We start from the raw sequence: 14,382 nt of genomic DNA on the forward strand, positions 1-14,382 counted from the left end.
GGCCCTGGTACAAAAATAAGCAAAGAGTGATAGAGGCGATTTTGACCCAGTTCGCACCGGAAAGCTATGGTCAAGTGTGGCCTTGAGAAAAATTTATGATGGGCGGTTTATGGTAAAAGGCTAAAGGGGGATGACGGCCGAGTCGGATCTTTGGTATCGACTCATTTCTTGGTGTCAAACGCAGGGGCTTAATAAGTCAAAAGGGGCATTGCCCTTTAGCATATGCCCCTTTTGTTGTTGGCGTTTGTATGACCCTTTGCCTTTCTTGGGTTTCTCGACGCGCATCTTAAACAGTTCGCTGGTGACTATCGCCTTTAAGGCGTTGTCCTTGATGACGCCACGGCCGCTCTCGTGGGGAGCGTGCGCGTTGCGGCGCGATTGTTTGCTCATGGTTGTTCCTCTTACTATCTCTGTTAAACCTGTCTCTGTTTGTCGTGCCTGACTCTTTCAGGCGGCGCAAGATTACTTCTTGATTGCTTAAAAAGCAAACAGTATTTTATCACAGATTAGCAAATAATGTTTTATTCTTTAATTCAGTAACTTATGCCTAACTGTATTGGGTGAAATAGGGTTGGCCCCTGCCTCAAAGGAGAGGACAAGGGCCAACATCAAAGCTTGCTAGATATCTGCCAGTTCGTGGCGATAGGGGATGGCGCGCTGGGCACCGGCGCGGGTCACCGAGATGGCGGCGGCGCGGTGGGCAAAGGTGACCGCCTCCTCGACAGACTTTCCCTCGCCAAGGGCCACCATGAGGGCGCCGTTAAAGGTATCGCCGGCGGCGACCGTGTCTACAGCTTTCACCTGAACGCCAGGGATCAGGGCGCAATAGTCCTTGGTGCTGAGCAGGGCACCTTGCTTGCCCAGGGTGATGATCACCGTCTGCGGCCCGAGTTGATGCAGCATCTGCGCCGCCATTCTGGCGCTCTGCTCATCGGTCACCTCTATGCCTGTGATGGCTTCGGCCTCTGTCTCGTTGGGGGTGATCACATCCACCAGGCGGAACAGATCTTTGCCGATCACCATGGCCGGCGCCGGGTTGAGTATGGTGGTCACACCGTGCTTCTTGGCGTGCTTTAAGGCATCCAGCACAGTCACCGCCGGGGTCTCCAGCTGCACCAGCAGATAATCGGCCTTTTCGATCAGCTCAAGATGGGGCTCGAGCGCCTCGGGGGTCAGGGTCGCGTTGGCGCCGGCTGAGACGCCTATGATGTTCTCGCCTTTATCGGCGACGAAGATCATCGCAGTGCCCGTGGGTTGATCGTCCGTATAGGTGATGCCGTCGGGCGCGATGCCATCTTGCTGCCAGGCCTGGGCCATTGCCTGACCTATGGCGTCCCGGCCTAGATGACAGATGAAGTCGACCCGGGTCTCGTCCTGGCTAAGGCGTGCGGCGGCCACCGCCTGATTAGCCCCCTTGCCGCCGTGTTCCAGCCTATAGCCGCGACTCATCAGCGTCTGTCCGGGGCTGGGCAGGTGTTCCAGGTTCATCACATGATCGGCATTGGCACTGCCGAGGATTAACAGTCTGGTCATAGTGTCCTCTCGCCTGAGGGGAGGGCGAACCCTCCCTGGGCTATTAATTATAGGCGCTGAGGCAGTCGACTATCAGGTCGACGAAGCCTTGGCGATCTAAGTCAAACAGCACAGTGGCGTTAGGCGCCTTGCCGGTTAGCTGATAGCGATCCACTACTGTCATCCCTTGGGTATGTTCCCCCTTGGTCTCGACGCCGACCCAGCACTCTTGGGCGGTGAACAGCTCAGGTTTTAGCAGCCAGGCGATGGTGCAGGGATCATGCAGCGGCGCGCCGGTGAAGCCCCATTTAGGATCTCTGTGGTAGATCATGAAGAAGTCCAGCAGCTCGGCGACACACTGGGCCACAGGGTTGGGGATGGCGCGGATCCGCTCGATATCCTCATCCATGATCTGCGCCTCGTGGGTCACGTCCAGGCCGCACATGGTGATAGGAATGCCCGACTTGAACACCATATCGGCCGCCTCTGGGTCGACGAAGATGTTGAACTCGGCGGCTGGGGTCCAGTTGCCAACCCCTGCGGCGCCGCCCATCAGCACGATACGCTCCACCTTGCTGTGCAGCTCGGGATAGTTGGCGATAAACAGGGCGATATTGGTCAGTGGCCCGGAGGGTACTAAAGTCACGGGTACTGCGCTCTGACGCACCTTCTCGGCCATCAGCTCGATGGCGTTTTGCGTTAGGGGATCAAAGCTGGGATCTGGCAGCTTAGGGCCGTCGAGGCCGCTCTCGCCGTGGACGTTGTCGGCGATAATCAGCTTCCTGGCCAGGGGCTTCACCGCGCCGCCGGCTACCGGCATGTCGGCTCGATTGAGCAGGGTCAGGATGCGCAGGGCGTTGTTGAGCGTCTTGTCCGGCGTCTGGTTGCCCGCGCTGGTGGTGACCGCCAGCGGATTGAGGCGCTCGCTGCTCATCGCCAGGATCAGGGAGATCGCATCGTCATGGCCTGGGTCGCAGTCGAGAATAATCGGGGTCGCCGTGGCGAGCGGGCGGATGGCTTTTGGAGAAGCGTTTGCTGCGTGAGAATGTGAGGCAGCGTTTGATTGAGTCATGGTCATGCTCCTTTGATTGACACCTGTGGCAGAGTAACACGCTTTAGGTGCGTGTCATCTTTGAGATGAAAATTTGTGATTAAGCAGACAAAGCATGTCTCTGGCCGCAAAGATAAACTGAAACCGGCTCAGTGGCTTATCTATGTGGGGCTTATCGACATGCCGGCTTATCGAAATGGCGGCTTATTGAGTTGCTGGTTAATGGGGTTAGCGGTTGTTCGGCCTTTTTGAGTTGCAATCCCGCCTTCGAAGATTAATTGAGCATGGCCTTATTAATTAAGCGCTTTCGCTGCATAAGCTTAATTTGCAAGGTGTGCGAAATTAGCGCATTCTATTTTGCTTATATTGTTGTTTATCAATGGTTTGTGCTGATTGCGTTTGAGGCCGAAAAATTATTTATCGCCGGATAACTATTTCTGATTGACTCAGTCTCCAATGCAGATTATTTTGCGCCCGATGTTTTAGCTGGGGTACAAAAATAAAGGCATGGTTCGCTAAGGGCGAACGTCGTTATGTCCATAATAAAGCAGCAATTAAGCGTATAAACTTTGGGGTTTTACGCCGAGTAAAATGAGTTTGCCGTATCGGCTCAATTTTAGAAGGACCTTAAGCCATGTCTGACGCGACAGCCTTAAGTCTTATCCCACCTGTGGTGGTCTTGGTGTTAGCGGTTTGGCTACGCCGTCCAATCCTTTCGTTAATCATAGGTGCCTTAGTGGGTCTGGTCTTGTATCAACCCGATCAGGTGCTGAATAACTTCTCCGATATCTCGCTCTCTGTCATGGCCGATGAAACCATAGGTTGGTTGATTCTGGTGTGTGGCGGTTTTGGCGCCCTGATCGCCCTCCTGGTTAAGACGGGGGGTTCTATGGCCTTCGGTCGCCATGCGCTCAAGTATGCCAAGGGGCCTAAGTCATCTCTGCTGATGACCTTTATCCTGGGCGTGGTGATCTTTATCGATGACTACCTCAATGCCTTGACTGTGGGTTCGACCATGAAGTCGGTGACCGACAAGTTTAAGGTGTCGCGGGAGATGCTGGCCTATGTGGTGGACTCAACCGCCGCGCCCATCTGTGTGCTGGTGCCGCTATCGACCTGGGCCGTCTTCTTCGGCGGTTTGTTGGTGGACAACGGCGTGGCGGGCGAGGGCCAGGGGATCAGCGTCTATATGTCGGCTATTCCCTACATGCTCTACGCCTGGTTGGCGGTGGCCATGGTGCTGCTGGTGATCCTGGGCATAGTGCCTGCTTTCGGTCCGATGAAGAAGGCGCAGCTGGCGGCTTTGGCGGGTAAACCGGCCAAGGCGGTCGATGCCATCGACGAGGTGCAGACCTCGGATGATTACAGCGTCAAGGCGATCGAAGAGGAGTTTAAGCATGCCGATAACTTGGGCAAGCTGCATAACTTCATGGTGCCAATAATCTTGCTGGTGGGCTTTACCGTCTACTTCGATATCGACGTGCTCAAGGGGTTGATCGCCACGTTGGCGGTGACCCTGCCTTACTATGGCGTGCAGCGTCTGATGCCGCTATCAGAGATGATGGAGCAGATGCTCGACGGTTTTAAGTCTATGCTGCCAGCCATTGGCACGGTTATCGCAGCCTTCGTGTTTAAGGATGTATGCGATAAGCTGATGCTGCCGCAATACGTGATCGGTAACCTGAGCCCCTTCATGACCTCTCAGTGGCTGCCGGCCGTGGTCTTCCTGACCATGTCGATTCTGGCCTTCGCCACTGGCTCTAGCTGGGGGATCTTCGCGGTGTCTATCCCTATCGTGATGCCACTGGCACAGGCGGTGAATGCCGATATTCCTCTGGTGATCGGCGCCTTGCTGTCGGCCTCATCCTTCGGTAGTCAGGCCTGTTTCTATTCAGACTCTACCGTGTTGGCGGCCCAGGGCTCAGACTGTAACTTGGTGAGCCATGCGGTGACCCAGCTCCCCTACGCCCTGCTGGCGGCGGGACTGACCTTTATCGGTTTCCTTATCTTGGCCTAAGTCAGTAAGAGAGATGCAAGAGAAAGGGGCGTTGACTAGTCTAGTCAACGCCCCTTTTGATTAACCCATAGGGTGACTACAGGTAATCTAACTTTTTTATTCCTTCACGCTACACGCTACATACGACACTCGGACTTAGAACAGTGAACTGTTCAGCCAGAGATGCACCAGGATACTGGCGACGTAGCCCAGGGCGATCACCGGTGTCCACTTGAGGTGGCTGGCGAAGGTGTAGATGCCGCGAGCCTGTCCCATCAGGGCCACACCGGCGGCGCTGCCGATAGAGAGCAGGCTACCGCCCACACCTGCGGTCAGGGTCACCAACAGCCACTGGCCAAGAGCCATCTCAGGGTTCATGGTCAGCACGGCAAACATCACAGGGATGTTATCTACGATTGAGGAGAGTACACCCACGGCGATGTTGGCATAGGTCACGTCCCAATGGGTATACATGGCCTCGGAGACCAGGCTGAGGTAGCCCATGAAGCCCAGGCCGCCGACGCAGAGCACCACGCCATAGAAGAAGAGCAGGGTATCCCACTCGGCGCGGGCGATGCGGCTGAACACATCGAAGGGCACCACGTTACCCAGCTGCTCCAGGCGCTTGAGGTTGTTGTCGCGCTCCGCCTGCTCTTTGGCTTTGAGCACCGCCTTGGGGAAGCTCTTACGCAGGTAGAAACCGAAGAACTGCAGGAAGCCGAGGCCCGTCATCATGCCCAGCACGGGTGGCAGACCCAGCACGCTATGGGTGCAGACGGCGGTGGCTATGGTGAGCAGGAACAGGCCGACTATGCGTCTGGCGCCGCGTTTCATCATCACCTTCTCCTCTTCCGCCTCCTGTACCTGATTGACGATGAAGGCGCTCATAATCGCCGCCGGCACCAGGAAGTTAACCAGGGATGGGATAAAGAGATCGACGAACTGCTCGAAATGCACCACGCCTTTTTGCCATACCATCAGGGTGGTGATATCGCCGAAAGGACTGAAGGCGCCGCCAGCGTTGGCCGCCACCACTATGTTGATACAGGCCAGGGCGATAAACTTCTTGTTGTCGCCGCCCACCTTCATCACTACGGCGCACATCAACAGGGCCGTGGTCAGGTTATCGGCGATGGGAGAGATAAAGAAGGCCATGAAGCCGGTGAGCCAGAAGACGGTGCGCTGACTAAAGCCCTTGCCCACCATCCAGGCCCGCAGGGCGTCAAACAGGTTGCGCTCCTCCATGGCGTTGATATAGGTCATGGCAACCAGCAGGAAGAGCAGCAGCTCGGCATACTCCAACAGGTTGTGTTTGAAGGCGGTCTCGGAGAGTTCCGACATGCCATGCTGCACATAGATGTAACCTATGATGCCCCAGATCAAACCGGCGGCGACCAGCACTGGCTTGGATTTGCGCAGATGCAGCACCTCTTCACCCATCACCAGCAGATAGGCCAGGACGAAGATCACCACGGCGACATAGCCGGCGCCGGTGGCGGTGAGATCTAACAGCTGCCCATGGGCCTCGCCACTGCTGGCAAAGACAGCCGGGCTAAACAGTGCGGCCAAACATATAACTAAGCTTGCTAAGGTACTGGCAAGGTTGCCAAAGTGGGGCTTAAGGTTTCTCATTAAGTATTCTCTGTGTTAGGAATAGCTTAAAAATTACCACAGCTTTCCTGCTGTAAATTTTGATGCGCCTCAAGTTTATGTGTATTAGTTACGGCTAAGTCACATAAAATTGACAAAATTATGTATGAAAAATAAATATTTACCTACAAAGTGGTAATAAACCTATCATCAGAATTGTGACGATTGCGCGTTTTGCGTTGTTAGAAACTTAGCACAGGATCACGCTTTTGGCGCCTGCGGATGCTGCTGAATTTACATAAAAAAAGAGGACCCTAGGTCCTCTTTTTGTGTGGTTTATCTCAGGCATTAGGCCTTGATGCTGCCAAATCGCCCCGCCTGATAGTCGGCGATCGCCTGCTGGATCTCTTGCTCAGTGTTCATCACGAAGGGGCCCATGTGCACTATCTTCTCGCGAATGGGTTGACCGGCAAACAACAGGGCACCTGCGCCTTGCTCGCCCGCCTTAAGCGCGATGAGCTGCTGGCTATCGACAACCAGATATTGCCCCGCGCTATAGACTTTCTCAGGCGCCGCCTGGCTGACTATCTCTCCCTGATAGAGATAGAGGCCGACATATTCGCGTTCATGCAGATCCAGCTGGGCCGAGCCATTTGACGCGAGCATGAGATCGGCAATCTTGCCTGCACCTGCCAAGGTTTGAATCGGCGCCTCGATGGGATCGGTCCCCGTTAGCTGCCAGCTGCCGGCCAGGGCGCGCAGCTTGGCGCCGCTGTCGTTTTCGGTTTCGGGCAGTGGCTCATCTGTGCTGTCGCGATAGATGGCGGGACGCATCTTCTCCTTGGCGGGCATGTTGAGCCAGATCTGGAAGCCGTGCAGGCCATCCTGGGCGTCGGCCAGGGGCATCTCAGAGTGCACCACGCCGCTGCCGGTGCTCATCCACTGCACATCGCCTGCCTTGATCGCCTTGACGTTCCCCAGCTGATCCCTGTGCTCGAAGCCGCCCTTGCGGATATAGGTAAAGGTCTCTATGCCGCGGTGAGGGTGGGGCGGGAAGCCACCAATATAGTCGTTGGCGTCGTCTGACTTGATCTCGTCCAGCATCAGGAAGGGATCGAAGCGGGTATTCATAAAATCGGCCACACGGCGGATGTTGACGCCGTCGCCATCCATAGCCGGGCGGGCGGTAAATTGGCTGATCACTTTCATCTTTAGTACCTCTTGATTAGGAACCGCCTGGTGCTGCTTCAGTACTGCATTAGCGCTGCTTAAGTGTAGCTGGCGGGAATGGGATCAGCCTATCACTGGATTAATCGAACGAATATCGCTAAATACCGCATATTAGATTCTAAAAAATAGGATGATTAGCCGAGTTGTTGCTAGGCAATTGGCTAAGGCCGAGTGAGGGTTTTATCAAGAATAAGATTGGTAATCCTTGTTTTTGTTATCAAAATTTAATCTCTCTGTACAAAATCATCATTGGCCTGTGTTAGTATCCGCGCTTGCCTAGCTTCCCCCATTATTGTCTTGTGGTGGCGAGCCTGTTATTTGTTACCGGAGCCTGGATATGGATGTTAATGACAAAGCCGCCTTTGATGAGGGCAAGCGTTTTCCCCGTTTAGACAATAGGGAGCTGGTAAAGACCAGTTTCTGGATCAGCCAGATCTTCATGATCATCGCCACGGTTGCCGGCGTCTATCTGGCGGCTCAGGAGGGGTTGTCTCAGGCGATCACCTTCGATAATCTGACCAACAAACAGAACAACTATTACCTGCGTCATGCCCTGTATGACGAGGTGCAGGACAATGTCGGCATCATCAACGAGTACGCCGAATTTATCGCGGGTAAGGCGCCTTTTGACATCAAGAATCACAGGCCTGCGCTGGCCACCTTCGTGTGGGAGAATATGCGCTACTCGCCCTATACCCTGGAGACGCCGCCTCAGCTGCTGTCGCAGACGCGGCGCTTCTACCTGCAGGTGAACGATATCATCGGTAAGATTGAGGGGCGTGTCTATGGCGCTAAGTATGGCGGCGACCTGCTCAAGGCCCAGACCAAAGCGATGAGCGATGACACCCTGCCTGCATTGAAGGCTAACTACACTGCGCTGGCCGATGAGCTGAGACGCAACGACATCATAGTAGATTAGGAAAGGAACTCCCCATGACCAATATCTGTCCGGGTTGCCACGATGGGCGACTGAGAGTGTTTAAATTTCACGGCGAAGAGGTAGATTGCTGCCGCCAGTGCGGTGGCCTCTGGTTCGAGAATGGTGAGCTCAACGCCGCCCTGTCTAAGGCCGATAATGGCGACGATAACGTGCGCATCGAAGAGACCCTAGGCGATCAACTGGGGATCTCCAGTCGCTGCTGCCATCGTTGTGATATTGCCATGCAGCGCTACCATCTAATGGCTGGCTATGAGATTGAGGTGGATCTGTGCCACGGATGTAGCGGCATCTGGATCGATGAGCATGAGCGCACCAAGGTGGTACAGTCGCCCAAGGTGCGCCAACTGCTGGAGGAGTTGAACGGTAGCATCAGCGTCAAGACCTGGCTGTTCCAGTTCCTCTCTAAGATGCCAGTGGAGTTTAACCTCAAGCCTAAATCGACGCCCCTGGTGACCTATCTGCTGCTGGCGCTCAATATCCTGATCTTCTTCGCCTATGGCTTTAACCTGAGCACCACAGATATGGTGTTTGAGAACTTTGCCATGCGTTCCAACGATCTGCTTGCAGGACACCATCCCTGGAGCCTGGTGAGTCATATGTTTCTTCATGGTGACATCATGCACCTGGCGGGCAACATGTATTTCCTCTATGTGGTGGGGGATAACCTGGAAGATGTGCTGGGCCGCACTAAGTTTTTCGCGCTCTATCTCCTGTGTGGCCTGGCGGCTGCTGCGGCGCAGATCGCCGCCGATCCTGGCTCCGGCATCTATATGGTAGGCGCCAGCGGCGCCATCGCCGGCCTGTTCGGCATGTACCTCATGTGGTTCCGCCATGCCAGCCTGACCTTCATGTTTGTGGTGTTTCAGAAGAAGCTCAGTCCTATGGCCTTCTTCGCTATCTGGCTAGGCTTCAACATCTTCGGTCTGGTGATGGCCGGTCAGGGCGTGGCCTACTGGGCCCATATAGGTGGCTTCGTGATGGGACTTATCCTGGGCGTGACCCTAAAGACTCGGGTGATGAATAATAACCCTATGCTGGCGCTGCTCAACGAACCTGAGGTGAAGATCGCCCGCTAGCTATCTCATGGTGATTTAAGACCCCGTCTGTTGATGGGGCTTTTTTATGGGCGCGTTTTTTGTGGCTGAAACTTAAGCGAAAAAGCCGGGTCTAAGCTGTAGGCTTAACGAGTTATGGCAGGCTGGTATTCCCGCCATACTTGGATACAATGTAATCAAACCAACAGCGAGAGCGAGAGATAAATGTCCAGAGCGAAAATCTTGATCATAGATGACGATCCCGTCTGCACCGGGATATTACTCGCCATGCTGGGGGACGACTATGACGTGACCTCGGTGAACTCGGGGAGCGGTGGCATAGAGGTGCTGAAATCCCTGACGCCGGATCTCATCCTGCTGGATATCACCATGCCCCACGTCAATGGCTATCAGGTGATCCAGCATCTTAAAGGCAGCGAGGAGACCGCCAAGATCCCCTTGGTGGTGATAAGCTCGCTGGCGGAGCAGTCGGACAAAGACTTTGCCCTCAAGCTGGGGGTGGATGACTATATCACCAAACCTGTGATGCCAGATGCGATTCAGGAGATGATAGAGGCCTATCTCTAACCCATATTCAGGCCTCTGTCTCGATTAGATCTGCATGCCTGCGCCTTTTATCTATCGACTTTTTTCTCACTAGACAGGCCAGACTGGGCTGAGCTATCTTATGGCGGCAACAAGGATGTCACCGCCTGGTCGACCGACCATCACCGGCTCTTCACATCACCGATTTTTCACATCAATAAGGGATTAATGATGAAAGCAACACTCTTACTACCACTGTTTTTTATCCTCACCAGCGCCCAAGGCACCGAGCTGCCCGACAACGCCCCCTATGACTTGGCTAGCATGGAGGTGGACGTCGATAAATTTATCGAGATGAATGTCTCGCATATGAAAGCCGGCGGCGACTTTACCGCCATGGAGCAGGTATCTGGGATCGACCGCGGCAAGCTGGAGCGTGGTTACCGCAGCGCCATGAAGTTCTGCTTCGATAAATATGAGCAGATGACAGAAGAGAACGCCGAGGCCTTGTCCAACTGTTTCATCGACCAGACTGCCACAGAGGTTGGCGTGACTAATCAGCAGTTTTACGCCTGGCTGGATGAGCTCGACCGTCAAGACGCTGCCAATCCTGACTCCTTGGATGCCATCTTCGATGAGATGGATAGGGTAAGCGAAGCCATCTATGCCCTGCAGGATAAGCCAGAGCGCAGCGCGGCGGATGAGGCGCAGCTCGAGGCGTTAGAGCGTCAGCTTCTCGAACTCACCGAGAAGCGTGACCGGGTACAGGCCGAGGAGACAGGGGCGGTAGCCGCTGAGATGGAAGCCATCTTCAAGCGCAAGTAATCTGGTAGTAAGCTTTTACAGAAAAGGCTCAGTACTGTCAGAGACAGGCTGGGCCTTTGTTTTGAGTGCAATTTTGGTCCGCTATTTTCCAAGAGCAAGCTTGGCATAATCGGGAAGTATTACAGCGTAGATTTTCTAGTATGGATTTGTTACGGATGACAAACTCAAATCAAGGAGATTGCGATGAAAAAAACAATTGCACGCTGCCTATGCTTAACCGCCCTCTATTGCGTAAACCTCCAGGCGACTCAGCTATATGTTTGTGATAATTGTACTCAGACGAAACTTAACGCCCTGATAGAGATACATGTGGAAGCGACTCATTCCCTAGAGACGAGTGGCTCTGAAATAAGTGGCGCTGAAAAAAATGCTTATGAGAGTCTGGTTGTCCTGGACAGAGAGAAGGCGACGGCGACCGAGTTCAGGCTGCGCTACGCAGAAGATAGTCCGGCGACCGCTTCGGCCCCCTATGTTGTCGAGATTAATAGCGACAAGCCACATCTGCTCGAAGCCGCTAGCGCATTGGCCGAACTCAAGGCCATCAATTTGCAGCTAGCCAAACAGGCAAAGCAGGGCATTAAATTGCCGCCAGATACGGGGTTTATCACGGTTGCCGACGCCTTAAGGGAGACCGCCGATTTTGAGGGCGTTCTAGCGACCGACTTAAGTAGCGCAGATCTCTCAAGACTCAATGAACGGGTCACCCGGTTGAGTCATCAGGTGCAACGACTCGGTAATGCGCTCGGTTTTAGCTACCGAAATGTTGCGACCATCTTGGGGCTTTTGACGCAAGAGCGTTCCTGGGTCGTCAGTTTATCAGACTCCTCCCAAATCCTGGTCGATATCCGTCTAAAGGCATTCGATGATCAATTGCGATTAGCCTTCAAAGCCATTCCCGAACTGGCAAGAGACAACCTAGGTAAACGAGTGCCGCTTTCTGAGATAGCCAGTGACGGTTATGGTTTCGGTGGAAGTCTGGCTCAGGCACAGAGTTACGCCGAGCTGATGCGAGGCATGGGGATCGAAGGTTCGGTTCCTAACAAGCACGGCAAGATCTACTGTACAGTTACCAAGCAGGCAGGAGCCCGGCCGGATAAGACCAGCTATGGCTTCGCCTGTAACTAGGGGGTAACAAAGGCTCGGTACTGAATTTGCCTTCAGTCCGAGCCTTTGTTGTTCTTCTGCTGTTAGTCTAACTTAGCGCTAGCCCAGCCTAACCTCTTGCGATGGTGATATCGGCTATATGGCCATGGGCGGTGGCCTTTAGGGCGCCCTGTAACATCTCGGCGGCTTCGTCTGCGCTCATGAAGCTGGAGGTATCGAGAGACTTACCGCTGCTAGGCCAGAAGCCTGTGTCCATGCCGCCGGGATAGACGGCGATGATCTTCATCGGCTTGCCCTTGAGTTCCAGACGCACCGACTCGATAAAACCGCGTACCGCCCATTTCGCCGCGCAGTAGGTCGACTCCCCCGCCTTGGGCTGCTGGGCCGCCGTCGACATCACCACCACCAGATGCAGCGGCGTGTCCTGATAGCGTTTCACCAGTTCGCGTACCAGCAAGATGCTGGAGGTGACGTTGTTCTGCATCAGCTTGTGGATCTCATCGGCCTGCTGCTCGGCGATGGGGCCGAAGTAGCCGCTGCCGGCGCAGTGAACCACTGTGTCGAGTGCGGCGCCGCCGCTCATGGTCGCCAGGGTATCGAGTAATGTCGCGACGCCCTGCTCATCACAAAGGTCGGCCGCTAGCGGGTGCAGATTCGTTGATGCTTGTGCGACGCCGGCCAGTCGGGCCTGGTTGCGACCCGAGATCATCACCTGCTCGCCGAGATCCGCATATCGCTTGGCCAGGGCGGCCCCCAGGCCGCTGCTGGCACCGGTAATTAATATCATGATTCATTCACTTAGAAGCTGTGTTAGGTCGACCTATTATGCCGCAACTGGCTCTCGATGCCAGTGGGCGGATTCTTGTAATTGGGATGAACGTGAACCTGGACAGAAAAAAGGGAAGCTGCAGCTTCCCTGGCAAGAGGGCGCTAGTGGATGCTCTGATAGCTGAATCTCAGGTGTTTTGCGTCTTTGATCAGCTTGATGAAATCTTCCCGGCTGAGCCTGACCAGGCTGGTGTGATCGCCAGCCTCTAGATAGAGCTCCTTGGCCTCGATCAGCAGGTCGTCATAGATGGTCTCGATATTGTAGGCCGCGCCGAGGGAGGGGATGGCGCCATGTTCGCAATCGTCAAACATCTGATAGACGGTTTGCTCCTTCACCAGATGCAGATCGCGGTTGAGCTTGTCGCCCAGTGCCTTGAGGTTGATCTTATGATTGGTGGGTAGCACAGCCATGACCCTGCGTCCCTGATGATCCTCCAGAATCACCCCCTTGGCGACTTGGGCGGGGGCCAGCTGGGCGGCAATCGCCGAACTGATAGAGTTGTGGCTGTGGCGGTGCAGCACTATCTCATAGTTCACTTCATGTTCCGCCAGGTAGTGATTTAAGCGGTTTGAAATACTCATATACTTGCCTCGTTAACGTTGTGAAACGTTATCGCTAAGTATAGTTCAGCCAGGCCCCAATGCTGGCTGAGTGCACTTTTCACCGCTGACTTAAGGCCGTTTTTCTGCTGACTGAGCAGCGCTTTTCATCGATTAAGTCACCCGCCGAGCCTGGCTTGCCGATCAGCTAAACCAGGTCTTGAATTTGCTCAACAGCGAAGGGCGATAGAAGGGCTCAAGCTTCTTCAGGCAGAAGTCGCTTATCTCATCATGTTTGTCACTTCTTAGCAGGTAGGGGCGTATCTCCCAGCCATGAAGCTCAATCTCTCTATGTAGGTTGCGGCAATCGCTGCGAATGCGGCTGAAATCATCGCTAATCCTGTCTCCCTCCAGGGTGAGCGCCAGGGTGAAGACGCTGTCTGTGCCGCCGCGGCGGATATCCAGTTCGCATGACTCGATGAAATAGCCCGCCTTGACGCTGGGGTAGTTAGCCAATATTTGCCGCACCGAGCCAAACATGGGCAGCCCATCATCAAGAACCTTGCCCAGCAGCAGGAGCTGATTGCCCTGGGGGAGTAGCGCCATGTCGGGCAGCAACATATAGCGGATCTCATCGCTGCTGACGACTTTCGATAAATTGCTATTGGGGTTAAGCGCCATATCCATCTGGTTGGTCAGCAGCAGCTGAAATGCCTGAGGCGCATCTATCTCTATCTGGCCGTGAAATTCTGTGTCCTCCGCTTCCATAACTGCCTTGGCCTGATCGACCGCCTCCTGGGAGGTAAACAGCGGGACGAAGTAGTGCACCTGATCATCGCTGACGGGAATGTGCCATTGCATGATGGAGAGCTCTGTGGTGCCATCGGACTGAGGCGTTTCTTGGCCATCGCTCAGCAGGTAGAGCCTGGCCTTGATTAGCTGCTCATAGAAAGTGTTGGCGCAGCTGTTGTCGTTTAATGCGGCTTGCAGGGCGGTTTCGAGGGCGTTGCTCGGGGTGAGTGTGACTTCCATTTTCTTAAATCCTTGTTGCCAGCTGGTAGAGACCAGACATCCTGGTGAGTGGGCATAGTAGATCAAGGTGTTAGCTGGGTCTAGGGGGAGTGGGGGCAAACCTCGTTTGAGATTCTATTCCTCACACGTGGGGGAGTTGGTCTGGCGGCTGAAG

General features: G+C 54.5%; 14 protein-coding genes. 6 read left to right on the forward strand and 8 right to left on the reverse strand.

What is annotated here, in order from left to right:
* Positions 1–174 precede the first annotated feature (174 nt).
* The 3 genes from K0J45_RS03545 to rihA form a co-directional block, all read right to left on the reverse strand.
* A complete protein-coding gene (locus tag K0J45_RS03545; RefSeq protein WP_220044274.1) occupies positions 175–390 on the reverse strand; it encodes a ribosome alternative rescue factor ArfA in 216 nt (71 codons plus the stop codon).
* 228 nt (positions 391–618) lie between these two features.
* The gene (rbsK, locus tag K0J45_RS03550; protein WP_220044276.1) at positions 619–1,533 is read right to left on the reverse strand and encodes a ribokinase; all 915 of its coding nucleotides are present in this window, start codon (positions 1,531–1,533) and stop codon (positions 619–621) included.
* Between the two features lie 43 nt (positions 1,534–1,576).
* Positions 1,577–2,584: a pyrimidine-specific ribonucleoside hydrolase RihA gene (gene rihA / locus K0J45_RS03555; RefSeq protein WP_258406758.1), complete on the reverse strand. Its 1,008-nt coding sequence runs from the start codon at positions 2,582–2,584 to the stop codon at positions 1,577–1,579.
* A gap of 613 nt (positions 2,585–3,197) precedes the next feature.
* Here rihA and K0J45_RS03560 point away from each other — a divergent pair.
* Positions 3,198–4,580: a Na+/H+ antiporter NhaC family protein gene (locus K0J45_RS03560; protein ID WP_144199540.1), complete on the forward strand. Its 1,383-nt coding sequence runs from the start codon at positions 3,198–3,200 to the stop codon at positions 4,578–4,580.
* A 135-nt stretch (positions 4,581–4,715) separates the two neighbouring features.
* Here K0J45_RS03560 and nhaD read toward each other — a convergent pair whose 3' ends face one another.
* Together nhaD and K0J45_RS03570 are read right to left on the reverse strand one after the other, a co-directional pair.
* On the reverse strand, positions 4,716–6,191 hold the full coding sequence (gene nhaD, locus K0J45_RS03565; RefSeq protein ID WP_220044277.1) for a sodium:proton antiporter NhaD: 1,476 nt from the start codon (positions 6,189–6,191) through the stop codon (positions 4,716–4,718).
* Between the two features lie 306 nt (positions 6,192–6,497).
* A complete protein-coding gene (locus tag K0J45_RS03570; RefSeq protein ID WP_220044278.1) occupies positions 6,498–7,358 on the reverse strand; it encodes a pirin family protein in 861 nt (286 codons plus the stop codon).
* Positions 7,359–7,716: 358 nt separating this feature from the next.
* Between K0J45_RS03570 and K0J45_RS03575 the strand changes: the two genes are divergently transcribed.
* The 5 genes from K0J45_RS03575 to K0J45_RS03595 all read left to right on the forward strand — a co-directional run bounded on the left by K0J45_RS03575 (position 7,717) and on the right by K0J45_RS03595 (position 11,849).
* Complete coding sequence (locus tag K0J45_RS03575) at positions 7,717–8,298, forward strand: hypothetical protein (protein WP_220044279.1); 582 nt, start codon at positions 7,717–7,719, stop codon at positions 8,296–8,298.
* A 14-nt stretch (positions 8,299–8,312) separates the two neighbouring features.
* A complete protein-coding gene (locus K0J45_RS03580; protein WP_220044280.1) occupies positions 8,313–9,395 on the forward strand; it encodes a rhomboid family intramembrane serine protease in 1,083 nt (360 codons plus the stop codon).
* A 183-nt stretch (positions 9,396–9,578) separates the two neighbouring features.
* Positions 9,579–9,941 (forward strand): response regulator, encoded by a 363-nt coding sequence (locus K0J45_RS03585; RefSeq protein WP_144199530.1) that lies wholly within the window; start codon positions 9,579–9,581, stop codon positions 9,939–9,941.
* A 186-nt stretch (positions 9,942–10,127) separates the two neighbouring features.
* Positions 10,128–10,724 carry a hypothetical protein gene (locus K0J45_RS03590; RefSeq protein ID WP_220044281.1) on the forward strand — a complete coding sequence of 199 codons (597 nt, stop codon included), beginning with the start codon at positions 10,128–10,130 and terminating at the stop codon, positions 10,722–10,724.
* Positions 10,725–11,033: 309 nt separating this feature from the next.
* A complete protein-coding gene (locus tag K0J45_RS03595) occupies positions 11,034–11,849 on the forward strand; it encodes a hypothetical protein (protein WP_220044282.1) in 816 nt (271 codons plus the stop codon).
* An 88-nt stretch (positions 11,850–11,937) separates the two neighbouring features.
* Here K0J45_RS03595 and K0J45_RS03600 read toward each other — a convergent pair whose 3' ends face one another.
* The 3 genes from K0J45_RS03600 to K0J45_RS03610 form a co-directional block, all read right to left on the reverse strand.
* Positions 11,938–12,615 carry an SDR family NAD(P)-dependent oxidoreductase gene (locus K0J45_RS03600; protein WP_220044283.1) on the reverse strand — a complete coding sequence of 226 codons (678 nt, stop codon included), beginning with the start codon at positions 12,613–12,615 and terminating at the stop codon, positions 11,938–11,940.
* 143 nt (positions 12,616–12,758) lie between these two features.
* A complete protein-coding gene (locus tag K0J45_RS03605) occupies positions 12,759–13,238 on the reverse strand; it encodes a YbaK/EbsC family protein (RefSeq protein WP_011864513.1) in 480 nt (159 codons plus the stop codon).
* A gap of 162 nt (positions 13,239–13,400) precedes the next feature.
* A complete protein-coding gene (locus tag K0J45_RS03610; protein ID WP_220044284.1) occupies positions 13,401–14,228 on the reverse strand; it encodes an SseB family protein in 828 nt (275 codons plus the stop codon).
* Between the last annotated feature and the right edge of the window lie 154 nt (positions 14,229–14,382).

Source organism: Shewanella alkalitolerans, from assembly GCF_019457575.1.
Taxonomy (GTDB): Bacteria; Pseudomonadota; Gammaproteobacteria; order Enterobacterales; family Shewanellaceae; genus Shewanella; species Shewanella loihica.

Coding starts and splice junctions, on each gene's coding strand:
- K0J45_RS03545 (WP_220044274.1), bottom strand. CDS start 390: ATGAGCAAACAATCGCGCCGCAACGCGCACGCTCCCCACGAGAGCGGC.
- rbsK (WP_220044276.1), bottom strand. CDS start 1,533: ATGACCAGACTGTTAATCCTCGGCAGTGCCAATGCCGATCATGTGATG.
- rihA (WP_258406758.1), bottom strand. CDS start 2,584: ATGACTCAATCAAACGCTGCCTCACATTCTCACGCAGCAAACGCTTCT.
- K0J45_RS03560 (WP_144199540.1), top strand. CDS start 3,198: ATGTCTGACGCGACAGCCTTAAGTCTTATCCCACCTGTGGTGGTCTTG.
- nhaD (WP_220044277.1), bottom strand. CDS start 6,191: ATGAGAAACCTTAAGCCCCACTTTGGCAACCTTGCCAGTACCTTAGCA.
- K0J45_RS03570 (WP_220044278.1), bottom strand. CDS start 7,358: ATGAAAGTGATCAGCCAATTTACCGCCCGCCCGGCTATGGATGGCGAC.
- K0J45_RS03575 (WP_220044279.1), top strand. CDS start 7,717: ATGGATGTTAATGACAAAGCCGCCTTTGATGAGGGCAAGCGTTTTCCC.
- K0J45_RS03580 (WP_220044280.1), top strand. CDS start 8,313: ATGACCAATATCTGTCCGGGTTGCCACGATGGGCGACTGAGAGTGTTT.
- K0J45_RS03585 (WP_144199530.1), top strand. CDS start 9,579: ATGTCCAGAGCGAAAATCTTGATCATAGATGACGATCCCGTCTGCACC.
- K0J45_RS03590 (WP_220044281.1), top strand. CDS start 10,128: ATGATGAAAGCAACACTCTTACTACCACTGTTTTTTATCCTCACCAGC.
- K0J45_RS03600 (WP_220044283.1), bottom strand. CDS start 12,615: ATGATATTAATTACCGGTGCCAGCAGCGGCCTGGGGGCCGCCCTGGCC.
- K0J45_RS03605 (WP_011864513.1), bottom strand. CDS start 13,238: ATGAGTATTTCAAACCGCTTAAATCACTACCTGGCGGAACATGAAGTG.
- K0J45_RS03610 (WP_220044284.1), bottom strand. CDS start 14,228: ATGGAAGTCACACTCACCCCGAGCAACGCCCTCGAAACCGCCCTGCAA.